At 63.8% G+C, this 21670-nt stretch carries 21 protein-coding genes; 2 read left to right on the forward strand and 19 right to left on the reverse strand.

Annotated elements, in window-relative coordinates; translation table 11 throughout:
- Positions 1 to 24: 24 nt before the first annotated feature.
- The 14 genes from GMOLON4_RS05550 to prmC all read right to left on the reverse strand — a co-directional run bounded on the left by GMOLON4_RS05550 (position 25) and on the right by prmC (position 12572).
- Positions 25 to 1203, reverse strand: coding sequence for a DUF5684 domain-containing protein (locus GMOLON4_RS05550; protein WP_106486572.1), 1179 nt, complete (start codon positions 1201 to 1203; stop codon positions 25 to 27).
- Positions 1204 to 1403: 200 nt separating this feature from the next.
- A complete protein-coding gene (locus tag GMOLON4_RS05555) occupies positions 1404 to 2183 on the reverse strand; it encodes a YaaA family protein (protein ID WP_026935604.1) in 780 nt (259 codons plus the stop codon).
- Positions 2180 to 2467 carry a F0F1 ATP synthase subunit epsilon gene (locus GMOLON4_RS05560; RefSeq protein WP_026935603.1) on the reverse strand — a complete coding sequence of 96 codons (288 nt, stop codon included), beginning with the start codon at positions 2465 to 2467 and terminating at the stop codon, positions 2180 to 2182. Before GMOLON4_RS05560 ends, GMOLON4_RS05555 begins: the two co-directional genes overlap by 4 nt.
- Complete coding sequence (gene atpD / locus GMOLON4_RS05565) at positions 2467 to 3933, reverse strand: F0F1 ATP synthase subunit beta (RefSeq protein ID WP_026935602.1); 1467 nt, start codon at positions 3931 to 3933, stop codon at positions 2467 to 2469. Before atpD ends, GMOLON4_RS05560 begins: the two co-directional genes overlap by 1 nt.
- A 31-nt stretch (positions 3934 to 3964) precedes the next feature.
- Positions 3965 to 4861 carry a F0F1 ATP synthase subunit gamma gene (locus tag GMOLON4_RS05570; RefSeq protein ID WP_026935601.1) on the reverse strand — a complete coding sequence of 299 codons (897 nt, stop codon included), beginning with the start codon at positions 4859 to 4861 and terminating at the stop codon, positions 3965 to 3967.
- 38 nt (positions 4862 to 4899) lie between these two features.
- Complete coding sequence (gene atpA / locus GMOLON4_RS05575) at positions 4900 to 6543, reverse strand: F0F1 ATP synthase subunit alpha (protein ID WP_026935600.1); 1644 nt, start codon at positions 6541 to 6543, stop codon at positions 4900 to 4902.
- Between the two features lie 47 nt (positions 6544 to 6590).
- Positions 6591 to 7382 carry a F0F1 ATP synthase subunit delta gene (locus GMOLON4_RS05580; protein WP_026935599.1) on the reverse strand — a complete coding sequence of 264 codons (792 nt, stop codon included), beginning with the start codon at positions 7380 to 7382 and terminating at the stop codon, positions 6591 to 6593.
- Positions 7382 to 7960: a F0F1 ATP synthase subunit B gene (locus GMOLON4_RS05585; protein ID WP_084147254.1), complete on the reverse strand. Its 579-nt coding sequence runs from the start codon at positions 7958 to 7960 to the stop codon at positions 7382 to 7384. Before GMOLON4_RS05585 ends, GMOLON4_RS05580 begins: the two co-directional genes overlap by 1 nt.
- A 16-nt stretch (positions 7961 to 7976) precedes the next feature.
- Positions 7977 to 8207 carry an ATP synthase F0 subunit C gene (atpE, locus tag GMOLON4_RS05590; protein WP_026935597.1) on the reverse strand — a complete coding sequence of 77 codons (231 nt, stop codon included), beginning with the start codon at positions 8205 to 8207 and terminating at the stop codon, positions 7977 to 7979.
- 99 nt (positions 8208 to 8306) lie between these two features.
- A complete protein-coding gene (gene atpB, locus GMOLON4_RS05595; protein WP_106486573.1) occupies positions 8307 to 9101 on the reverse strand; it encodes a F0F1 ATP synthase subunit A in 795 nt (264 codons plus the stop codon).
- Between the two features lie 196 nt (positions 9102 to 9297).
- Positions 9298 to 9747, reverse strand: coding sequence for a hypothetical protein (locus GMOLON4_RS05600; RefSeq protein WP_051265803.1), 450 nt, complete (start codon positions 9745 to 9747; stop codon positions 9298 to 9300).
- Positions 9747 to 11018 carry an MraY family glycosyltransferase gene (locus tag GMOLON4_RS05605; protein ID WP_051265800.1) on the reverse strand — a complete coding sequence of 424 codons (1272 nt, stop codon included), beginning with the start codon at positions 11016 to 11018 and terminating at the stop codon, positions 9747 to 9749. Before GMOLON4_RS05605 ends, GMOLON4_RS05600 begins: the two co-directional genes overlap by 1 nt.
- Positions 11019 to 11696 carry an L-threonylcarbamoyladenylate synthase gene (locus tag GMOLON4_RS05610; protein ID WP_026935595.1) on the reverse strand — a complete coding sequence of 226 codons (678 nt, stop codon included), beginning with the start codon at positions 11694 to 11696 and terminating at the stop codon, positions 11019 to 11021.
- Between the two features lie 12 nt (positions 11697 to 11708).
- Positions 11709 to 12572, reverse strand: coding sequence for a peptide chain release factor N(5)-glutamine methyltransferase (prmC, locus tag GMOLON4_RS05615; RefSeq protein WP_169516420.1), 864 nt, complete (start codon positions 12570 to 12572; stop codon positions 11709 to 11711).
- A 199-nt stretch (positions 12573 to 12771) separates the two neighbouring features.
- Here prmC and cysK point away from each other — a divergent pair, with 199 nt between their 5' ends.
- Both cysK and epsC read left to right on the forward strand, forming a co-directional pair.
- Positions 12772 to 13710, forward strand: a complete 939-nt coding sequence (gene cysK, locus GMOLON4_RS05620) for a cysteine synthase A (protein WP_026935593.1) — start codon at positions 12772 to 12774, stop codon at positions 13708 to 13710.
- 30 nt (positions 13711 to 13740) lie between these two features.
- Complete coding sequence (gene epsC / locus GMOLON4_RS05625; RefSeq protein WP_051265794.1) at positions 13741 to 14337, forward strand: serine O-acetyltransferase EpsC; 597 nt, start codon at positions 13741 to 13743, stop codon at positions 14335 to 14337.
- Between the two features lie 125 nt (positions 14338 to 14462).
- On the opposite strand, the gene prfA is transcribed toward epsC, so the two are convergent.
- The 5 genes from prfA to lysA all read right to left on the reverse strand — a co-directional run bounded on the left by prfA (position 14463) and on the right by lysA (position 21648).
- Positions 14463 to 15551, reverse strand: coding sequence for a peptide chain release factor 1 (gene prfA / locus GMOLON4_RS05630; protein ID WP_026935591.1), 1089 nt, complete (start codon positions 15549 to 15551; stop codon positions 14463 to 14465).
- A complete protein-coding gene (rho, locus tag GMOLON4_RS05635) occupies positions 15548 to 17674 on the reverse strand; it encodes a transcription termination factor Rho (RefSeq protein WP_026935590.1) in 2127 nt (708 codons plus the stop codon). Before rho ends, prfA begins: the two co-directional genes overlap by 4 nt.
- Before the next feature lie 185 nt (positions 17675 to 17859).
- Positions 17860 to 18813, reverse strand: a complete 954-nt coding sequence (thrB, locus tag GMOLON4_RS05640) for a homoserine kinase (protein WP_026935589.1) — start codon at positions 18811 to 18813, stop codon at positions 17860 to 17862.
- 69 nt (positions 18814 to 18882) lie between these two features.
- Positions 18883 to 20217, reverse strand: coding sequence for a homoserine dehydrogenase (locus tag GMOLON4_RS05645; RefSeq protein ID WP_026935588.1), 1335 nt, complete (start codon positions 20215 to 20217; stop codon positions 18883 to 18885).
- Positions 20218 to 21648, reverse strand: a complete 1431-nt coding sequence (gene lysA, locus GMOLON4_RS05650) for a diaminopimelate decarboxylase (RefSeq protein ID WP_035731266.1) — start codon at positions 21646 to 21648, stop codon at positions 20218 to 20220.
- Positions 21649 to 21670: the final 22 nt, after the last annotated feature.

The following is a 21670-nucleotide window of genomic DNA, read 5'->3' on the forward strand; positions in this document are numbered from 1 at the left end:
GCTCACGCTGTGGACAAGTTCGAACTAGCCGTTCGAATCACCAGTCTTGTTACCGTACGGGTTCTCCGAATCGCCCGGCTTGGACGAGCCATACGGGTTGTCCGACTGAGCACCCTCAGCGGTGGTCGACGAATCGGCCGGTGCAGCGTCCGACTGGCCCGCAGCATCCGACTGACCGGCGGCGTTCGACGCGCCCGCAGCACCGGGGGCCTTATAGCCGCCAGACGACTGGCCGGGTGCCTGGTAGCCGCCAGCCTGCGGGGCCTGGTAGCCCGACTGACCCGAAGACTGGTAGCCGCTGCCCGAGGATTGCTGCCCCGGGGCCTGGTAACCGCCAGCTTGCGGAGCCTGGTAGCCCGACTGACCCGAAGACTGGTAACCGCTGCCCGAAGACTGACCCGGAGACTGACCCGGAGCCTGGTAACCGCCAGCCTGCGGAGCCTGGTAGCCCGACTGACCCGAAGACTGGTAACCGCTGTCCGAGGACTGCTGGCCTGGGGCCTGATAGCCGCCCTGCTGCTGGCCGGGTGCCTGATAGCCGCCACTCTGCTGCTGACCGGGAGCCTGGTATCCGCCCTGCTGCGGCTGGCCTGGTGCCTGGTACCCACCCTGCTGCGGCTGCTGGTACCCACCCTGCTGGGGCTGCTGGTAACCACCTGGCTGGCCTGTCGCCGGGTAACCACCCTGCTGCGGGCCCTGGTACCCCTCGGTGTAGTACGGCGTCACGCCGACTGCCGCTCCTGCGGCCGTGGGGCCGGGACGTGCACCATTCGGCAGGCCACGCCACTTCGAGCTGTCGAACGCGAGGATGGCCACCCAGATGAGGTACGTAATACCGACGATGGCAGAAACCGCGTAGAGCGCGACGAACCCGCCACCCTTACCGAAGCCAATACCGATTCGGTACGCCGCGAGGCACTGCATCACGAAGACGCCAATCGCGACGAGCCAGCCGAGGAACGGAATCCACGTCAAGAGCAGACCGAGGATGATCCAGCCGGGGTAGCCACCGGCCTCGAGGAAGACCCAACTGTTGAAGATGGGTACCCATGCTTTCCAACCTTCGATGTTCATCTTGTTGAACATCTTCATGAGGAACCACGCGTAGAGCGCGTAAATTGCCAGACCAACGATGATGCTGACGATAATCATCCCGGCGCTCAGGCCGAATGCGGCCCCTGCTCCATCGCCATAGTCGTACATTGCTTTCCCTATCTATCTATTTGCAAGATTTTATGGAACTGCGCACACCGAAGGTCATGAAACTATTCGGAGTGCCTGGGAATACTCGTATTTCAGCAACAGAGTAACGCTATGACTTGTCGGTGGGCCGTCTACTGGACGCGCGTATGGCGATGTCGCCCGTTCCTCGGGCCAATCAGCGACGGAATAATGAACGTCGATCATCCTGCCGAATGATGACGAACGATATTCACAACGCCGTCGTCGCCTCGATACACCTCGAAGTCCGGCGCGACGGCCGCGGCGACGTCCTCGAGCAACAGAGGCTCGGGCCCGCCCGCGAATCGCTGTGCGAGCATCCGCACAAACACGCCCTTGGCCTGCTTATTGAAGTGGTTCAGCGAGCGAAGCGAGCCATCAGGCTGCCGCTCGGCCACATTGCCCCACGCGCCGCGCACGCCCTCGGGAAGCGGGCCAAGGTCGACGTAGCCCTTCGATCGCAGGTCGAGAATGGGGCCGGGATGCACGGCCAGGGCACTCGAGATCGCCTCCCGCCAGCGGGCCTTGAGCGTCGCGCCGGAAAGTTTGGAATTGTGGGAAAGCCGGTATGCCGCAATCCCGTCGCCAGCTCCCACGAGGCCGTAGAGCGCCGAATGGATCGCGACGTGGTCATCGAGCCAGCGACGTTCTTCCGACGCGAGGCTCGCGGCATCGAGCGCGTCGAAGAGGACGCCGGTATACCGCTCGACCGCCGCTTTGAGGGGCGGGCCCGCATCCAGTTGCTGATTTCGCGTGAGCTCGACCTCGGCGAGCTTTGCCGAGATCCTGAGGGCCTTCGCGGCCGCGTCGCCACCTTCGCGAGAGAGGCCAACGAGGTCACGCCGCGTTTCCTCGCGAATCGGGTCCAGCTCGCTCCAGCGGGATGCGGTGGGAAACAAACTGTTGCCGCCATCCGTTTTGGTTTCGGATGGCGGCAACAGAATTAGGAGTCGCTCGCTCACTCGGTGACGGCAGCCTCGCCTGCAATGACGGTAACAAGGTCGTTCGAGACCGAGAGGAAGCCGTTCTCGGCCTTCGCCGAGATCGTCTTGCCTTCAGCGGTGATCACACGAACTTCGCCGACCGCGAGGGTCGCGAGAACCGGTGTGTGGCCGGGGCGGATACCGATCGAGCCCTCGGTCGTGGCGGCGATGACCTCTTTGGCCTTGCCTTCCCACACCTGTTCCGTAGCCGAAACGACGTTCACGTTGAGCATTGGTACACCGAGACTCTCTGCGTTCGACACTAACCGAGTTCCTTCTGGAGCTTCGCGTATGCCTCAAGCACGTCGTCGATCGGGCCGACGTTGAAGAAGCACTGCTCCGGAATGTGGTCGAACTCACCCTTGGTGATCGCGTCGAATGCCTCGACGGTGTCCTTGACGGGCACGGTCGAACCCTCAACACCGGTGAACTGCAGCGCGGTGTAGGTGTTCTGCGAGAGGTACTGCTGGATACGGCGTGCGCGAGCAACCGTGATCTTGTCCTCTTCCGAGAGCTCGTCAACACCAAGGATCGCGATGATCTCCTGGAGTTCCTTGTTCTTCTGCAGGATTTCCTTCACCGACGTCGCAACGCGGTAGTGGTCCTCACCGACGTACTGCGGGTCGAGGATGCGGCTCGTCGAAGCGAGCGGGTCCACTGCCGGGTACAGACCACGCGAAGCGATCGCACGCGACAGCTCGGTGGTTGCGTCGAGGTGCGCGAAGGTCGTCGCCGGGGCCGGGTCGGTGTAGTCGTCAGCAGGGACGTAAATCGCCTGCATCGACGTAATCGAGTGACCACGGGTCGAGGTGATGCGCTCCTGGAGGATGCCCATCTCATCCGCGAGGTTCGGCTGGTAACCCACGGCCGAAGGCATACGACCGAGGAGGGTCGACACCTCCGAACCTGCCTGCGTGAAGCGGAAGATGTTGTCGATGAACAGGAGCACGTCCTGGTTCTGCACGTCGCGGAAGTACTCAGCCATGGTGAGGCCGGTCAGCGCGATGCGCAGACGCGTCCCCGGCGGCTCGTCCATCTGGCCGAATACAAGGGCGGTGTTCGGCAGAACGCCCGACTCCTCCATTTCGAAGATGAGGTCGTTGCCCTCACGGGTACGCTCACCAACACCGGCGAAGACCGACACACCACCGTGGTCCTGAGCCACACGGGTGATCATTTCCTGGATCAGAACGGTCTTACCGACACCGGCACCACCGAACAGACCAATCTTTCCACCCTGTACGTACGGGGTGAGGAGGTCGATGACCTTGATACCGGTCTCGAACATCTCGGTCTTCGACTCAAGCTGGTCGAAGGCCGGCGGCTCGCGGTGGATGGGCCAGCGCTCAGTGATCTCGTAGGGCTCCGTGAGCATCGACTCGTTGAGCACCTTGCCGGTCACGTCAAAGACCTTGCCCTTGGTCACGTCGCCAACGGGCACCGAGATCGGTGCCCCGCTGTCGCGGACTTCCTGGCCACGGACGAGGCCGTCGGTGGGCTTCATGGCGATGGCACGGACGAGGTCGTCACCGAGGTGCTGCGCAACCTCGAGCGTGAGCTCGAAGCTTTCGTCGCCCATCGAGACGTCAGTCGTAAGTGCGTTGTAAATGCCGGGCATTGCGTCGTGCGGGAACTCGATGTCTACCACCGGGCCCGTGACACGCGCGATGCGACCGACGCCGGCGGGCTTAGCCTCCGCCTGCTGATCGAACGTCGCGTTCGTCGTCATTTGCGTTCCTTTTCTTCGTGTTCAGCGCGGGTTAGGAAGCGAGCGCATCCGCGCCGCTCACGATTTCAGTGATCTGCTGCGTGATCTCGGACTGGCGCGCGTTGTTCGCCAGTCGGGTGTAGTCGTCAACCAGCTCTTGGGCGTTGTCAGACGCCGCCTTCATTGCACGCTGTCGCGCGGCCTGCTCAGAGGCCGCCGAGTGCAGCATGGCGTTGAAGAGTCGTGACTCGATGTAGACGGGAAGCAGTGCGTCAAGCACCGACTCCGGATCCGGTTCGAACTCGTAGAGCGGAAGAATCTCGTCATCCGAGGGTTCTTCCACGCCGTCGACCACTTCGAGTGGCAGCAGACGAACGAGCGTTGCGTCCTGTACCACCATGTTCTTGAAGCGGTTGTAAATGATGTGGATCTCTTCGACGCCGCCCTCTTCGTAGGGAGTCGTGAAGCGGTCCACGAGCGTGGTGCCGATTTCCTTCGCGGTGGTGAAGACCGGCTGCTCAGTCGAGCCGGTCCACTCACTTTCGAATGCGCGGTCACGGAAGGTGAAGTACCCAACAGCCTTGCGGCCGACGAGGTAATACACAACTTCCTTACCCTGTCCGCGCAGCAGATTCGTCAGTTCCTCGGCCTCTTTCAGCACGTTCTGCGAGAACGCACCGTTGAGACCGCGGTCACTGGTGAAAATCACGACTGCCGCTCGGCGAACCGTCTCCGGCTCCGTGAGGAGCGAGTGGTCGATGCTCGCCGAGTGGGTCGCTGCTGCCGAAACTGCCTGGGTCACGGCGCGGGCGTAAGGGTTTGACGCCTCCATCCGCGCGCGTGCCTTCGAAATGCGCGAGGTTGCAATCAGCTCCATGGCGCTCGTTACCTTCTGCATCGTCTGCGCGGACTTGATGCGCGCGCGATACTCGCGAAGCTGTGATCCCATGGTTCTCCTGTACCTCTAGTCTCTCGTCGGGCTAACGCCTAGTGGCGCTTTCCGCGGACGATCTGCTCCTGCTCGACGTCTTCTTCAGCAGTCGAGTCAAACTCTTCGCGACCGACCGAGTAGAGGGACTTGCCGTCAGACAGCTGGAAGGTCTTCGAGAACTCGTCGATGCTGGATTCCATCGCCTGGAGGACTTCCGGCTCGAGCTTGCCGCTGGTGCGGAGGTCGTCGAGGACGGTCGTGTTCCGGGCGAGGTAGTCGTGGAGCTCTGCTTCGTAGCGCAGCACGTCGGAGACGGGAACGTTGTCGATCTTGCCGTTGGTACCGGCCCAGATCGAAACAACCTGCTTCTCGATCGGGAACGGGTTGTAGTTCTTCTGGCGGAGCAGCTCGGTCAGGCGAGCACCACGCTCAAGCTGGCGCTTGGTCGCGGCGTCGAGGTCCGAGGCGAACATCGAGAACGCTGCGAGGTCGCGGTACTGCGCGAGCTCGAGCTTGAGGGTACCGGAGACCTTCTTGATGTGCTTCTGCTGTGCCGAACCACCAACACGCGAGACCGAGATACCAACGTCAACAGCTGGGCGCTGGTTGGCGTTGAACAGGTCCGACTGGAGGAAGATCTGGCCGTCGGTGATCGAGATCACGTTGGTGGGGATGTATGCCGAAACGTCGTTCGCCTTGGTCTCGATGATCGGAAGACCGGTCATCGACCCGCTGCCGAGGCCGTCCGAGAGCTTTGCACAGCGCTCGAGCAGACGCGAGTGGAGGTAGAAGACGTCACCGGGGTATGCCTCACGGCCCGGCGGGCGACGCAGGAGCAGCGAAACGGCACGGTACGCCTCGGCCTGCTTCGAGAGGTCGTCGAAGACGATGAGGACGTGCTTGCCGCCATACATCCAGTGCTGGCCGATGGCCGAACCGGTGTATGCCGAGAGGTACTTGAAGCCGGCAGGGTCGGATGCGGGCGAGGCCACAATGGTGGTGTACTCGAGTGCGCCCGCCTCTTCCAGTGCGCCGCGAACCGCAGCGACGGTCGAGCCCTTCTGGCCGATAGCGACGTAGATGCAGCGAACCTGCTTCGAGACGTCACCCGACTCCCAGTTGGCCTTCTGGTTGATGATCGTGTCGATCGCGATCGAGGTTTTACCGGTCTGGCGGTCACCGATGATGAGCTGACGCTGGCCACGGCCAACGGGGATCATCGCGTCGATTGCTTTGATGCCGGTTTCCATCGGCTCGTGGACCGACTTACGGTCCATAACACCGGGAGCCTGCAGCTCGAGGGCACGACGGCCTTCGATGCCGGTAATCTCGCCGAGGCCGTCGATGGGCTCACCGAGGGGGTTCACGACGCGGCCGAGGTAGCCCTCGCCGACCGGAACCGAGAGGACCTCGCCCGTACGGGTGACGGTCATACCCTCAACGATGCCCGCGAACGGGCCGAGGACGATTGCACCGATCTCGTCTTCGTCGAGGTTCTGTGCGAGGCCGAGCGTGCCGTCCTCGAACTTGATGAGCTCGTTGGCCATGGTCGAGGGAAGGCCCTCGATACGTGCGATGCCGTCGGCGGCGCTAACTACCGTACCGACTTCGGTGGCCGACGCACCCTGCGGACGGTACGAGCTCGCGAAGCTCGAAAGAGCATCCCGAATCTCGTCCGGATTGATCGTAAGTTCTGACATGTTCTTCCCTTGTCGTTGGGGCTGAGCCCCGAAGTTCACGTGCGCAGCTAGGCGAGCTGCAGGCGAAGGTCGTGGAGGCGAGCCGCCGCGGTGTCGTCGATCACGACGTCACCGAATTCGATACGCATTCCGCCGATAACGGCCGGATCGATGACCTGGTTTACCGCAACCTCGCGACCGAAGCGTGCGGCGAGACCAGCCTTGAGGCGATCCAGCTGTGCGTCGTTCAGTCCACGGGCAACGGTGACCACAGCAACCTGTCGGTTCGCCTGATCGGCGACCACATCGCGTGCCCAAGACACGAGGCGGCGCGTACGACGGCCGCCGGAATTGGTGAACAGCGAGGTGAGGATGCGGATCGTGTCAGCGCTCAGGCGCTGTCCGAAGAGGCGGTTCACCAGCGCAACCTTGGTTTCCGGAGCCTGCAGACGGGTGCCGAGCGAGAGCTCGAGTTCCCCGTTCGACAGCACGGTGTCAAGGAAGGCGTTCAGCTCGGAACCGAGCTGTTCGTGGTTGCCGGTGGCCTGCGCGAGCGCGCGGATCGCAGCTTCTTGGGTGACCTGAACCAGCTCTTCGGCCGATTCCCAATTCTGTGCAACGACCGTTGCAAGTACCCGGGTGGCTGGGCCACCAAGCTGCGAACCAAACACGCGCTCGACCAAAGAGCGCTTCGACTCGGGAGGAACCCCCCGCTCAACAAGCGCGGACGCCAGGGGCTTCGATTCGGCGAGGACATCAACCGCACCGAACAGGTTGTTCACCGAGTCGGTGTCAACCTGGGTCAGCGTGTCGATCTCGCGCTTTACCGCGGCGAGTGCGTGCTTTGTCGCGCTACGCATTATCGGTTCGTCCCCGCCTTCTGGTCGAGTTCGGACAGGACGCGGTCAACGTACACGGTGGATCGCTGGTCGTCGGAGAGGCTTTCGCCCACGACGCCCGAAGCAAGATCGATCGCAAGCGAGCCGACTTCCTGGCGCAGCGAGACGATTGCCGACTGGCGCTCCGCCTCGATCTGGTCCTTGGCGGTCTTCGTCATGCGGTCAAGCTCGTTCTGGGTCTCCTGCTTCTTCTCTGCCTTAATCGATTCGCCCTCGGCGCGTGCCTTTTCGCGAATCTCTGCAGCTTCAGTGCGGGCCTCAGCCAGCAGCTGAACGTATTCTTCCTTGCGCGCGTCAGCCTCGGCCTGAACGGCCGCTGCCTGCTCGATGCCGCCTTCAATCTTGGCGGAGCGCTCTTCAAGGATCTTGTTCAGCTGCGGAAGGACGAACTTCCAGAAGAACAGCAGGAGCACCACTAGCACAACAAGCGACCACACGATGTCGTACACCGCGGGGAAAAGCAGGCTGGGGTCCCAGCCAAAGTTGTTGTTGTCGGTTGCCGCGGCGAGTACCGCGGTTCCGTCGTTAATGATGCTCATTGGTGGAAGTGCCTAACTAGCCGAAGATGAACGGGGTCGCGATACCAATGAACGCGAGCACCTCGGTGAATGCAATACCAAGGAACATCGTGGTCTGGAGGCGACCGGCCATCTCGGGCTGACGTGCCATACCTTCTACGGTCTTGCCAGCAACGATACCGATGCCGATGCCGGGGCCAATTGCAGCGAGGCCGTAACCGATGGTTGCGATGTTGCCGGTAACTTCGGCGATCGTGGTGGTGTCCACAGGGGTTTCCTTCCGGTTGGGCGATTCCGCCAGGTCAGCGGTAATCGTCGTATAGAGGTAGTTGGGTATCGAGGTTGGTCTGAGGGCTCTGCTTCAGAACTAGTGTTCTTCTGAAACAGAAAGCTGGATGTAGCTGGTCGTGAGGAGTGCGAACACGTACGCCTGCAGGATCGCAACAAGAAGCTCAATCAGCGTCATGAAGAAACCACCCGCGAGGGTGATGATGCCCATGGCGCTCCAGACGTTGAGCAGTCCGAAGAAGAACCAGGTCGCGGAGAACGCGAGAACCAGCAGAAGGTGGCCGACCATCAAGTTCAGGAAGAGTCGGAGGGCCAGCGAAACTGGTCGAACGACGAAGGTGTTCACGAACTCGATCGGCGTAAGCAGGATGTACATCACCCATGGCACACCCGACGGGAAGAGAGCGTTCTTGAGGAACTTCCAACCGCCGACTTCGCGAATACCCGCGTAGATAAACACGACGTACGTCGTAAGTGCCAACACGATCGGCATACCGATGATCGCGTTACCCGAGATGTTCAGGAACGGTGTGATGCCGGTGAGGTTCATGAACAGCACGCCGAAGAACAGCACGAGGATGTACGGCAAGTACTTCTTACCGATCCGCTCACCGAGCATGTCGTAGACGATGCCGTCACGCACGAAGCCGACGCCCATTTCTACGAGCGACTGCAGTTTGCCTGGCACCACCTTCGGCTTGCGGAGTGCGAGCCAGAAAATGAGCATCAGCACTGCGACGGCGATGAGACGTACCAAGATGATTCGGTTGATCTCAAAAGGAGTGCCGTCAAACAAAAGCGCGGGAGGGAAGAACTCCTCATCCACATTCGGTGCGTGGAACTCGCCACCGGCGGTGACCGCGATACCCGTCATCAGATTCAGGGCTGTGGGAATCAGGGGAATCTCCTGTCTCGAAGCGCACCTAAATATCGTGGATGCGCGGCATGTGACGGTGCAGTGTGGCGGTCACAGATCTGTAACTACCAACTGGGTCAGCCTATCAAGAAATTTACAGGTTCAAGTACATCGGTGGCCGGTTCTGCACCGATTTCGCGAATTTTTCGGGGCGCTACTGCTTCTTTTCGGGGCCCGGTAGGTCGACCTCGCTGACGTAAGGCTGGCGCGAGCGCAGGACAACGACGACGTCGATGGCGAGCGCGCCGACGAGTGCCACAAGCATCGTCGACCAGAGCATCCAGTCGTGCGTGAAGTCGAACGCGCGCACCACGGCGAGGACACCGACGAATGCGATGAGCTTAAGCAGCCAGGCGCCGAGGATCACGGCCATGAAATAGGTGCTCGGCAGCTTCGCCGCGAAGATGATCGAGATTGCGGTGACCGCGGTGAAGAGCAGCACGACTGCTGCAGCGACGACCGCGGACCACACCCCAGACCATCCGGCGACGAACCAGCCGACAATGCCGCCGACGACCGCGACGGCGATCATCAGGATGAGCGACCAGCGCAGCACCTTTCGCATGATGGGCACGCTGGACGGTACGGAATTATCCGGGGACATTACTGCTCCTCATTGGTGGATTGCTTTTTCCGCTCCGTGAGCTTGCGAAGCCGCTTGCCAAGCGCAACGGGGGCGGGATGATTTGCGCGGACCTTGTCGGACTCCTCGAGGCCGAGCCGGTCGAGGGGGTCGAACTGGTCATCGTCGTCGCCATACGGCGAGCGCTGCGCTTGCTTCTCGAGGCGCTTGCGCTGTGACAGCGGCGCGACCGTAAATACCGTACAGATAATCATGCCGATCGACACAAACACGATTGCGATCCACATCGGCTGGACGGTGAAGGTGAGGAGTGCCCCCACGCCAATCACGATCGCCCAACCGTAGAACAGCAGCACCGCGCGACGCTGTGTGTGCCCCATGTCGAGGAGTCGGTGGTGCAGGTGCTTCCGGTCCGCCGAGAACGGCGACTTCCCCGCCATGAGTCTTCTAATCACCGCGAGTGAGAAGTCGAGCAGCGGCACGATGAGCACTGCGAATGGCAGCACCAGAGGGAGGAAGGCGGGGAAAAGCGCATCCTTGCTGATCAGGCTCGGGTCGACCTCACCTGTCACCGCAATGGTGGAGGTGGCCATCAGCAGGCCCACGAGCAGCGCTCCCCCGTCACCCATGAACATCTTCGAGGGGTTCCAGTTCCAGGGTAAAAACCCGGCGCAAATGCCGACGACGATCGCCGAGATCAGCGCGGCGAGGGAAAAGCGGCTCGTCTGCATCGACTCGGTGAGGAAGAAGGTATAGACGAGGAACACACCGTTACCGATGATCGCGATGCCCGCGACAAGCCCGTCGAGCCCGTCGATGAAGTTGACGGCGTTCATCACGAGCACGACCGCGAGCACCGTAAACGCGATACTCATCCACTGGGATGCGACGGTGATGCCGCCGATTGGCAGCGAGGTGATGGCCACGCCGGAGAACGCGAGGATGAGCCCGGCCACGATTTGCGCCGCGAGCTTAACCATCCAGTCGAGGTCGACGAAGTCGTCAATGACGCCGACGACGACGATCAGCGCGGCGGCACCGATGACGCCGAGCACTCGAGTGGGCGAGGCAAAGACGATATCGAACCAGCTAATCTGCGATGCCACACCCAGCGCGACGAGAAAGCCCAGGAACATCGCGATGCCGCCGAGCCGCGGCTTCGGGGTCTTGTGCACGTCGCGCGCACGCACCGGCGGATACCAGCGATAGCGCATCGCGAGTCGATAGACCACCGCGCAACCAACAAAACTGACGGCTGCCGCGATGATGATGATCAGCCCGAGAAAGCGCAACTAGTTCGCCGCATCCTCGGGTTCGAGCAGGTCACCGAGCACGCTCGCGATCGACGCGCGTGACAGCGCGCCATGCCGTACGATGCGCGCCGGAATCGGGTTGTCCCGAACCGTGAGCCCCGTGGCGTCCAAGATCGTCGAGGCCTCTCCACCAACTTCACCGGCGTCCAGGAAAATCTTCACGTCCTCGCCGAGCTGGGCAACCGCATCCTGAACCGTCGCCGGAGCCGTCTGCCCGTGCTTGTTGGCGCTCGAGACGGCGAGCGGCCCGGTGGATTGCAACAACTCGAGGGTGAGCGGATGGTTGGGGACGCGAAGTGCGACCGTTCCGTTGGTCTCCCCGAGGTCCCAGTTCAGGCTCGGCTGGACCGGAAGGATGACCGTAAGCGGGCCGGGAGCGTATTCGGCAAGTAGGGTGCGAATCACGTCCGGCACCTCGGAGGCCAGCGCATCGATGGTTGCTACGCTTCCGACGAGTACGGGCGGCGGCGACTGGCGGGTTCGGCCCTTGGCCTCGAGGAGCGCCGCCACCGCTGACGGCTTGAACGCGTCGGCGGCGATCCCGTAGACGGTGTCGGTGGGGATGACCACGAGCTCGCCGAGGCCGAGCGCCCGCTGTGCCTCGCGCATGCCGGCGAGCAACTCGCTCGGGGCGGACAACGAATAGATTTCTGCCATAACGATTACATACTAGGCCGCGCGGCCCGCGCGTCGTGCCCACGTGAAGCGGTCGCGATCATTGAGATCCCGTTCAGTCGTGGCTTCGATGAGGCCATTTTCGGTGAAGATTTCGCGCACCGCCTGCCCCTGGCGCTCGGTGTGCTCGACCGCAACGAGACCGCCGGGGACGAGCAGTTGCGCCGCGGTCGCACCGATGCGCCGGATGTCGCCGAGCCCGTCCACGCCCGAGTACAGGGCGGTCTCGGGGTCGTAGAGGCGAACCTCGGGGTCCGCGGGGATGTCGCGCGCCGGCACATAGGGCGGGTTCGACAGGATCGCGGTGTACTGGCGCACGGGAGCCGTGTGGATGCGTTCGTGCCAGTCGCCGAACTCGACGCGCACCTCGGGCGCGAGGTTACGGAGATTTGCGACGAGCCAGGGCAGCGCATAGGGCGAGGCCTCGAATGCCGTTACCTCGGCCTCGGGCACCGAGACAGCGACCGAGGCGGCGATCGCGCCCGAACCGGAGCCGAGGTCTGCGACGACCGGGCTCGGTGAGCCGAAGGATTTGAGGAACGCGAGACCGAAGTCGATGAGCAGCTCGGTTTCGGGTCGCGGCACGAACACCCCGGGGCCCACATTGAAATCGAGTCCGTAGCAGGATGCCGTCCCCGCGAGATATTGCAGGGGCTCGCGTCGCGCGCGGCGACGAGCGGCCCGCAGGACGCGGTTAATGTCCTCGCTCGCCAGCTCCTTGCCGAGGAGATGATCGAGCTCGATATCTCCCAGGCTTCGTCGCAGTATGGCTGACAGCAGCAGGTCGGCCTCGCGATTCGGGTTCTCAAAACCGGAGTTCGCGAGCTCGTCGCGAACCTGGCTCCGCACCTGCGTCATGTCCATTCGTTCTCCCGGCTCAGTGTCTCTCACCCTCGACCGTCTGCCCAGCCGCATGACCGAGTGTTACAGATCTCGCGGGCTCTGCAGGTTTCTGAAGGGCGTGGCGACTAACTTGGATTGCGTTCCGTTGCGGCACGCGGCTCGCATCCCTGCTCCGTCACACCCGCACATCACGCTCGCTGCAAGAAAGGCAGAAATGGCCGAGAAGATCTACAACGATGTCACCGAAGTAATCGGCGGCACCCCGCTCGTACGCCTCAACCGCATCAACGAGTCGGACGCGAATGTGTACGCGAAGCTTGAGTTCAACAACCCCACCGCGAGCGTCAAGGACCGCCTCGCCTGGGGCGTCATCCGCGCAGCGGAACGTTCGGGTGAGCTGCAGCCCGGCGGCACGATCGTCGAGGGCACCTCCGGCAACACCGGCATCGCCCTCGCCGCGATCGGCGCGGCGCGCGGCTACAAGGTCGTCATCGCGATGCCCGAGACGATGTCGCTCGAGCGTCGCGCGCTGATGAAGGCATTCGGTGCCGAGCTCGTCCTCACCCCGGGTCCAGAGGGGATGCGCGGTGCGGTGCAGAAGGCGCAGGAGATCCAGGCGTCAACCGAGAACTCGATCCTCGCGAGCCAGTTCGAGAACCAGGCGAACGTCGAGATCCACCGCGAGACCACCGCAGAAGAGGTCTGGAACGACACCGACGGCAAGGTCGACATCTTCGTTGCCGGCATCGGCACCGGCGGCACCGTTACCGGCGTCGGCCAGGTGCTCAAGGAGCGCAAGCCGGAGGTCAAGATCATTGCGGTGGAGCCTGCCGACTCGCCGCTGCTCACCGAGGGTCGCGCCGCTGGCCACAAGATTCAGGGCCTCGGCGCGAACTTCGTGCCCGAAATCCTCGACCAATCCGTGATCGACGAAATCATCGACGTGCAGCTTGACGACTCGCTGCGCGTGTCGAAGGAGCTCACGAAGACCGAGGGCATCTTCTCGGGCATCTCTTCGGGTGCCAACGTCTGGGCGGCGCTCGAGGTCGCGAAGCGTCCGGAGAACGCCGGCAAGAACATCGTCGTGATTGTTGCCGACACGGGCGAGCGCTACCTCTCGAGCATCCTGTTCGATGACATCCGCGAGAACTAGTAAGCAGTTCTGATCGGGCAGAATGGCTTCATGGCCAATTCGCAACCGTTTCGCCCCAGCCACCGCGTCGATGCGTTCTTCCGAATGATTCGAGAAGACATCTCCGCGGTGCGCCGGGGCGATCCGGCTGCACTGTCCAAGGTTTCAATCGTCCTGAACTACTCCGGGCTGCACGCGGTGTGGGGCTACCGGGTCTCGAGCGCGCTGTGGCGGCGCGGGCATCGACTGCTCGGGCGCCTCGTGTCGCAGTTCGCCCGGTTCTTGACGGGTATCGAGATTCACCCGGGCGCGAAGATTGGCCGCAGGCTCTTTATTGACCACGGCATGGGTGTCGTCATCGGCGAGACGGCCGAGATCGGCGATGACGTCCTGATCTATCACGGCGTCACGCTCGGTGGCGTGTCGACCAAGAAGATCAAGCGCCACCCCACGATCGGTGATCGCGTGATGATTGGCGCCGGAGCGAAGCTGCTCGGACCGATCGAGATTGGTGCCGACTCTAGCGTCGGCGCGAATGCGGTGGTGACGAAGTCCGCTCCGCCGAATTCAATCCTCACCGGCGTGCCTGCCCGAGCACGGCAGCGGACCACCCCGGCGACACACGAGCCCGGCGACTGGATCATCTAAAACGCTCATTGAGTAGGGCGAAACGCAGAACGCTCATTGATTAGCAGCGAAGCTGCGTATCGAAATGTCGTCGGGAAGGCGCATGTCGATACGGGCTTCGCCCTACTCAATGAGCGTTCTTGCTTTTACTCGCTCAGCTGCGCGAGGCGCGCCTCTTCGTCCGCGAGAATCGCCGACTCGATCACCGGGCCAAGCGCCCCGTCGAGTACTGCATCCAGGTTGTACGCCTTGTACCCGGTGCGGTGATCCGCGATGCGGTTCTCCGGGAAGTTGTATGTGCGGATGCGCTCCGAGCGGTCCATAGACCGGATCTGCGACGCACGCTGGTCGGCCTCGGCCGCGGCCTTCTCCTCCTGCTGACGCGCAAGGAGGCGAGCCTGCAGCACGCGCATCGCGGCGGCGCGGTTCTGGATCTGCGACTTCTCGTTCTGCATCGAGACGACGATGCCGGTCGGGATGTGCGTGATGCGAACCGCGGAGTCGGTCGTGTTCACCGACTGGCCACCGGGACCGGACGAGCGGTACACATCGATCTTGAGGTCGTTCTGGTCGATCGCGACTTCCTCGGGCTCATCCACCTCGGGGAACACCAGTACGCCGGTGGTCGAGGTGTGGATGCGTCCCTGCGACTCGGTCGCGGGCACACGCTGTACACGGTGCACGCCACCCTCGTACTTGAGCGAAGCCCACACGCCGTCGGCCGGCTCGCTCGAGTTCGACTTCACGGCGATCTGCACGTTCTTGTAGCCGCCAAGATCGGATTCGGTCTTGTCGAGCAGCTCGATCTTCCAGCCGCGCTGTTCCGCGTAGTGCGAGTACATGCGCAGGAGGTCCGCAGCGAACAGCGCCGATTCCTCGCCACCTTCGCCACCCTTGATTTCCATGATCACGTCACGGCCATCATCCGGGTCACGCGGGATGAGCAGGCGGCGGAGCTTCTCGATCTGTTCCTCGAGCTGCCCTTCGAGCCCCTCGGCCTCGGCAGCGAACGCCTCGTCCTCCCCCGCGAGCTCGCGGGCGGCCTCGAGGTCGTCCTCAAGTGCCGCCGCGCGGTCATCCGCGGCAAGAATCTGCGAGACCTCCGCATAGCGACGGTTCACCTTCTTCGCCCGGGCAGCGTTTGAGTGCAGCTCTGGGTCGACGAGCTGTTCCTGCAGTTCGGCATACTCGGCGCGAAGCGCCCCTACCGAATCCTGAAACTCGGCGCGGCTCACTGTGCGCTCACCGTGCTAATCGGGTTGGCGCGCACGGATGCGAGAAACTCCTCGTTCGAGGACGTCGACGAGATGCGCTCAAGCACCGCTTCGAGCGAGGCCTGCGCGTCGCCATGCAGCGCGCGGCGGATCGCCCAGGTCACTTCGAGCTCGTTCGGGCTGAGGAGTTCCTCCTCGTGCAGCGTCGAGGACTGCTGGATGTCGAGCGCCGGGAAGATGCGCTTGTCCGCGATCTCGCGCGAGAGGCGCAGCTCCATGTTGCCGGTACCCGCGAACTCCTCAAGGATGACCTCGTCGGTACGTGAGCCGGTCTCGACCATTGCGGTGGCGAGGATAGTGAGCGAGCCACCGTTCTCGACCTTACGGGCGGCACCGAAGAAGCGCTTCGGCGGGTACAGCGCGGATGCGTCGACGCCGCCGGCGATGATACGGCCGGATGCGGGCGCAGTCAGGTTGTACGCCCGGCATAGCTGCGTGATCGAGTCGAGCAGCACGACGACGTCCAGACCGAGCTCGACGAGTCGCTTGGCGCGCTCGATCGCGAGCTCGGCGATCGTCGTGTGGTTCTCGGCCGGCATGTCGAAGGTCGAGGCGACGACTTCGCCGTGGATCGTCCGCTCGAGGCGGGTAACTTCCTCGGGGCGCTCATCCACCAGCACGAGCATGAGGTGGGTGTCCGGGCTGTTCTGCGCGATCGCGTTCGCGATGCGTTCGAGGATGATGGACTTGCCGGACTTCGGCGGGGCGATGATGAGCCCGCGGGTGCCCTTACCGATCGGCGCGAAGAGGTCGATCATGCGCTGAGCGGCGTGACCGTTCTCGGTCTCGAGCTCGATCCGCTCGTTCGGGTATAGCGGGGTCAGGTTGTCGAACTCGGGACGCTCCCGGTTGCTGTCCGGGGTCTCGCCGTTGATCGTGTCGACGCGAACCAGGGCATTGTACTTCTGGCGGCCCCCGTGGTGCTCGCCCTCGCGAGGCTGACGAATTGCACCGACGATCGCGTCGCCCTTGCGCAGGCCGTATTTCTTGACCTGGCCGAGGGATACGTAGACGTCGTTCACGCCGGCGAGATAGCCGGACGTGCGCACGAAGGCGTAGTTGTCAAGGACATCCAGGATGCCGGCGATGGGCAGCAGGACGTCGTCCGGTGCGATCTCGGGATCGGCGTCGTCACGGTGGCTGCGCTTGCGGTCGCGCTGGCGCTGGTTCTGGTTCTGCTTACCGTTCTGGTCCTCGCCAGCGCGTGCGGGCTGCTGCTTGGGCTGACCGCCCTCGTCCTTCTGCTGGCCCTGGTCCTCGGGCTGCTGGCCCTTTCCGCGGTTGCGGTTACGACTGCGCTTGCGGCCAGACTGCTGACCGTCGCGACCGTCCTGGCTCGAGTCCTCATCGTCGCCCTCGTCACGAGCGGGTGGCAGGATGATGTCGTCGAGCGTCCTCGGCGCATCCGCGGCCCTCTCGGCGCGCTGACGCTCCGTCTGCTGTTCGCCGCCCTGCTGCTCGCCAGCCTGCTGGCGGTCGCCGGACTGTGCTTCCTGCTGGCCGCCGCGCTGGTTACGACCACCGCGGGTCGACTGACCGCGCTGGCCCTGGCCGCGAGCGGCGCGGTCCGCCTGCTGCTCATCCTGCTTGCCGGCGTCGGCGCCGACGTTGTCTAGTGCCTGGTCGAGCAGGTCGGCGACGGCGAGGGCCGCTTCGTCCTGCTCGGGCTCGGCTGCGCTCTGCTGGCGCGACTGTGCCGGACGGTTGCGCCGGGTCGCGGGGCGCTCCGGTGCATCCTGCTTCGGCGCATCCTGCGCAGGAGCTTCCTGCTTCGGCGCATCCTGAACGGGCGCTTCCTGCGCGGGAGCTTCCTGCTTCGGCGCTTCCTGTGCGGGCACCTCCGACTTCGGAGCCTCCTGCTTTGTCGCTTCGGCCGGGGCCGCTGCGGGGGCCTGCGCCGTGTTGCCCGACTGGGCTGCCTCAATCGCTTCGACGAGGACGGTCTTGCGCATCCGGGCCGCGCCCTTAATGCCGAGTTCCTGCGCGATTCGCTGCAGGTCGGCGACACGCATGGCGCTTAGCGGACGGCTTTCGGTAGCTCCCGATTCCGGCTGCGTGCCGGCTTCTTCTGGAGTGGTATTCATATTGAAAAATTCCTTGGTTTTGAAATGCGCTCGCCATCAGACGGCGCACGTATTCAAGCGAGGCCACGAGAACTCCGAGCATCCCTGCCACGTCGATAAATGAGATCTGGGTGGCAAGAACTGATCCGCATGGAATCGCGGCGTTGCCTCACATCAATGTGTTCCTCAGGCTGCACGCCAGAGCGCTAGGCCGACGGTGACACCGTCTGATTCGGAACTTCCTCCACTGTAGCACCCTGAATGTCAACCGCCGTCAAATACGCCGACCACTTAGTATCGGTGCGCGCCTGCGCAATCTCTGCGGCACGAAGGCGATCTGCCGGATCGTCGCACAGCACGAGCACGCTCGGGCCGGCTCCCGAGACGACTGCCGCGAGGCCCTCGGCGCGGAGGTCATCAATCAGGGCCTTCGTCTTCGGCATTGCTGCGGCCCGATAGCTCTGGTGTAGCCGGTCCTCGGTTGATTCGAAGAGCAGCTCAGGGCTCTGCGAGAGCGCCGCCACGAGCAGCGCCGCGCGCGACAAGTTGAAGATCGCATCCGCGTGCGGCACCTGCGAAGGCTGCAGCGATCGAGCCACCGAAGTCGACATCGTCTCCTCCGGCACCAGCACGATCACCGAGACACCGCGATCGACCAGCAGCTTTTTCGATCGTGGCGCCCCGCTTGCGGTGACCCACGCGATCGTCAGCCCACCGAACAGGCACGGCGCGACGTTGTCCGGGTGCCCCTCGAGCTCGGTCGCGAGTTCGAGGAGCGTGTCGTCCGAGACGGACTCCTGATCCTCGATCAATCCCGCCGCGCCCACGATGCCTGCGACAATCGCGGCGCCGGACGAGCCGAGGCCGCGGCCGTGCGGAATCGTGTTCGTGGCGTGGAGGCGCAGGCCAGGCTTGTCGTACCCGAGCTTGCCCAGCACGTAAAAGATGGTGCTGACGACGAGGTGTGACTCGTCGGTCGGCACCTCCCCGGCGCCGACGCCCTCGACCTCAATCTCGAGCTGGCCTGGCTCGAGCGCCTCAATGACCACTTCGTCGTATTCCGCCAGCGCGAGGCCGAGCGTGTCGAATCCTGGACCAAGGTTGGCGCTGGTGGCGGGAACGCGAACTTTCACCGTCCGGCCGAGCGTTACTGCGCTCATACGTGTGTGTCCTACTGCTTAGTTGTTGCTCAGTGTCGGGTGCCCGGTGCAGTCCGACGATCGGTGTGCCTAGAGGTTCGAGCCCTCGACCCGCAACACGCCCTTGATGTCGTGTACCGCGGGCGACTCGGCGAGTGCCGTGACGAGGCTCGACAGTGCTCCCTCGGTAGCACGGTGCGTGCCGATGACCAGCGTCGCGCGCGATTCGGCGTCCCCGTCATCGCTTTCCTCGACGGGGGCGGCCTGTTCGAGCGTCGCGACCGACACCTGCTTTTCCGCGAATGTCTGCGCGATCCCGGCGAGGATGCCCGCCTCGTCTTCCGCCTCGAGCGAGATTTGGTAGCTCGTGACGATTTCTTCGACGGGAAGGATCGGGAGGTCCGCATCCATCGATTCACCGGAGCCTGGGCCGCCAAGCAGGTGGCGTCGCGCCGCGGCGACGAGGTCGCCGAGCACCGCGGATGCCGTCTCGACACCGCCAGCGCCAGCGCCGTAGAACATCAGCGAGCCAGCGGCCTTCGCCTCGACGAAGATCGCGTTGTTGCCGCCGTGCACGCTCGCAAGCGGGTGCGTCTCCGGCACGAGCGCCGGGTACACGCGAGCCGAGACCTGATCCTTCTCGCCGTTGTTGCCGGGGATACGCTCGCAGATCGCGAGCAGCTTCACGACGTAGCCCGCGCGCTTCGCGTCCTCAATCTCGTCGATCGACACCTTTGTGATGCCCTCGCGATAGACCGAGTCGACGGGAACCTTCGTGTGGAATGCGATCGAGGCCAGGATCGAGGCTTTCTGCTGCGCGTCGTAGCCTTCGATATCCGCGGTCGGGTCCGCCTCGGCGTAGCCAAGCTCGGTGGCGATGCGCAGCGATTCGTCGAACGAGTCGCCGCGGGTGTGCATCCGGTCGAGAATGTAGTTCGTCGTGCCATTGACGATACCGAGGATGCGCTCGACGCGGTCGCCGCCGAGGTTCTCGCGCAGCGGGCGGATGATCGGGATCGCACCGCCGACGGCGGCCTCGTAGTACAGCTGCGCGCCAACGCGTTCCGCAAGCTCGAAGAGTTCGGCGCCGTGGTGCGCCAGGAGCGCCTTGTTCGCAGTCACGACGTCCGCACCCGACTCGAGGGCGAGCGTGACGAGCTCGCGAGCGGGGTTGATGCCGCCCATGAGCTCGACCACGATGTCGGCCGAGACGATCAGGGTCTCCGCATCGGTGGTGAAGAGCTCCTTCGGGAGGTCGACATCGCGCTTCGCGTCGGGGTTGCGGACGGAAATACCGATGAGTTCGAGTCGCGTACCGACGCGCCGCTCGTACTCGTCCGCTTGCTCAAGGAGGAGTCTTGCGACCTGGCTTCCGACAGAGCCTGCGCCGAGCAGGGCAACCTTGATGGCACGTTTCTCGTTCATTCACTTCTCCTCTGGCGACCAGGCCGCGTCGGCCGCGAGCTGGTCTTGAATGGTGATGCGGCGGATGAGGGTGCGCGCGGCACCGTCTCGAACTGCCACCACAGCGGGACGGTCTAGGTAGTTGTAGTGGTTCGACAGCGCCCAGCAGTAGGCGCCGGTCGCGGGCACGGCGAGCAGGTCGTCGGGTGCCACGTCGGACGGCAAGTAGTCGCTGTTGATCACGATGTCGCCGGATTCGCAGTGCTTGCCCACGACGCGCACGAGCTGCGGGCCCGCCACGGACTCGCGGTTGGCAAGGCGGACGGTGTAGTCCGAGCCGTAGAGGGCGGGGCGAATGTTGTCGCTCATGCCGCCATCGACTGACACGTAGAGACGCTCGGCACTGCCGTCCTCAAGCGGCACGTCGACCGACTTCGTCGTACCTACCGTGTAGAGCGTTGTGCCACCGGGGCCAATGATCGAACGTCCGGGCTCGAACGTGATCTTCGGCAGGTCGCTTCCGGTCTCGCGGCATGCGCGAGCCACCTCGGCCGCGATGCCGCGGGCAAGGTCGGCGAGCTTCGGGGCGTTGTCGCTCGGGAGGTAGGCGATGCCAAACCCGCCGCCCAGGTTGACCTCGGGGACGGGGCCGTTCGCGAGCAGCTCCGCGCGGAAACGCATGAGCTTGTCGGCGGCAGCGCCGAACCCGGCCGCCTCATAGATCGAGGAGCCGATGTGGGAGTGGAGCCCGAGGAGCGAGAGCGATTCGAGCTCGCGGATGCGCGCGATCGCCGTGCGCGCGACGTCGAAGGTCAGACCAAACTTCTGGTCCTCGTGGCTCGTGGCGAGGTACGAGTGGGTCGAGGCGTGGATGCCCGCGTTCAGGCGCACCATGACCGGCTGGACCTTGCCGAGTTCCGCTGCGACCGTCGCGATGCGCTCGATTTCCTGCAGCGAGTCAATGATGATCGAGCCAACGCCAACCTCGACGGCACGGCGGATCTCGGCGACAGATTTGTTGTTGCCGTGCAAGCCAATCTGCGCGGGATCGATGCCGGCAGCGAGCGCGACCTCTAGCTCACCGCCGGAGGCGACGTCGAGCCCGAGTCCGCCCTCGGCCATCCAGCGGGCGACGTCGATCGAGAGGAATGCCTTCGAGGCGTAGTGCAGCTCGACCTCGGCGCCGATTTCGGCAAACGCGGCACCGAAATCGCGCGCGGCGTTAGCCGCACGCTTTCGAACATCCGCCTCGTCGACGATGTAGAGCGGTGAGCCGAACTGCTCGAGTAGCGCACTCGCGCGTACCCCGCCGATTTCGAGTTCGCCATCGTCGGTGCGTTTCGCGGTGCTCGACCAAACCGCCTCATCGAGGTAGTTCACGTCGCCGGCGGGAAACTCAAGCCATTCGGGAGCAAGTGGGCTGGGCAAGAAAGAAGCGGCGGAGGTGTCCATCCCGGATATCCTACCGGGATCT

Origin of the sequence: Gulosibacter molinativorax, assembly GCF_003010915.2 — a bacterium.
GTDB classification, from domain to species: Bacteria; Actinomycetota; Actinomycetes; order Actinomycetales; family Microbacteriaceae; genus Gulosibacter; species Gulosibacter molinativorax.

What these genes read in the sequence shown, in the direction of transcription:
- thrB (WP_026935589.1), bottom strand. Translation starts at nt 18,813, where the DNA reads ATGAGCGCAGTAACGCTCGGCCGGACGGTGAAAGTTCGCGTTCCCGCC.
- cysK (WP_026935593.1), top strand. Translation starts at nt 12,772, where the DNA reads ATGGCCGAGAAGATCTACAACGATGTCACCGAAGTAATCGGCGGCACC.
- GMOLON4_RS05600 (WP_051265803.1), bottom strand. Translation starts at nt 9,747, where the DNA reads ATGTCCCCGGATAATTCCGTACCGTCCAGCGTGCCCATCATGCGAAAG.
- GMOLON4_RS05550 (WP_106486572.1), bottom strand. Translation starts at nt 1,203, where the DNA reads ATGTACGACTATGGCGATGGAGCAGGGGCCGCATTCGGCCTGAGCGCC.
- lysA (WP_035731266.1), bottom strand. Translation starts at nt 21,648, where the DNA reads ATGGACACCTCCGCCGCTTCTTTCTTGCCCAGCCCACTTGCTCCCGAA.
- rho (WP_026935590.1), bottom strand. Translation starts at nt 17,674, where the DNA reads ATGAATACCACTCCAGAAGAAGCCGGCACGCAGCCGGAATCGGGAGCT.
- GMOLON4_RS05645 (WP_026935588.1), bottom strand. Translation starts at nt 20,217, where the DNA reads ATGAACGAGAAACGTGCCATCAAGGTTGCCCTGCTCGGCGCAGGCTCT.
- GMOLON4_RS05580 (WP_026935599.1), bottom strand. Translation starts at nt 7,382, where the DNA reads ATGCGTAGCGCGACAAAGCACGCACTCGCCGCGGTAAAGCGCGAGATC.
- atpA (WP_026935600.1), bottom strand. Translation starts at nt 6,543, where the DNA reads ATGTCAGAACTTACGATCAATCCGGACGAGATTCGGGATGCTCTTTCG.
- prmC (WP_169516420.1), bottom strand. Translation starts at nt 12,572, where the DNA reads ATGACGCAGGTGCGGAGCCAGGTTCGCGACGAGCTCGCGAACTCCGGT.
- atpB (WP_106486573.1), bottom strand. Translation starts at nt 9,101, where the DNA reads ATGACGGGTATCGCGGTCACCGCCGGTGGCGAGTTCCACGCACCGAAT.
- GMOLON4_RS05570 (WP_026935601.1), bottom strand. Translation starts at nt 4,861, where the DNA reads ATGGGATCACAGCTTCGCGAGTATCGCGCGCGCATCAAGTCCGCGCAG.
- GMOLON4_RS05610 (WP_026935595.1), bottom strand. Translation starts at nt 11,696, where the DNA reads ATGGCAGAAATCTATTCGTTGTCCGCCCCGAGCGAGTTGCTCGCCGGC.
- GMOLON4_RS05585 (WP_084147254.1), bottom strand. Translation starts at nt 7,960, where the DNA reads ATGAGCATCATTAACGACGGAACCGCGGTACTCGCCGCGGCAACCGAC.
- epsC (WP_051265794.1), top strand. Translation starts at nt 13,741, where the DNA reads ATGGCCAATTCGCAACCGTTTCGCCCCAGCCACCGCGTCGATGCGTTC.
- atpD (WP_026935602.1), bottom strand. Translation starts at nt 3,933, where the DNA reads ATGACGACGAACGCGACGTTCGATCAGCAGGCGGAGGCTAAGCCCGCC.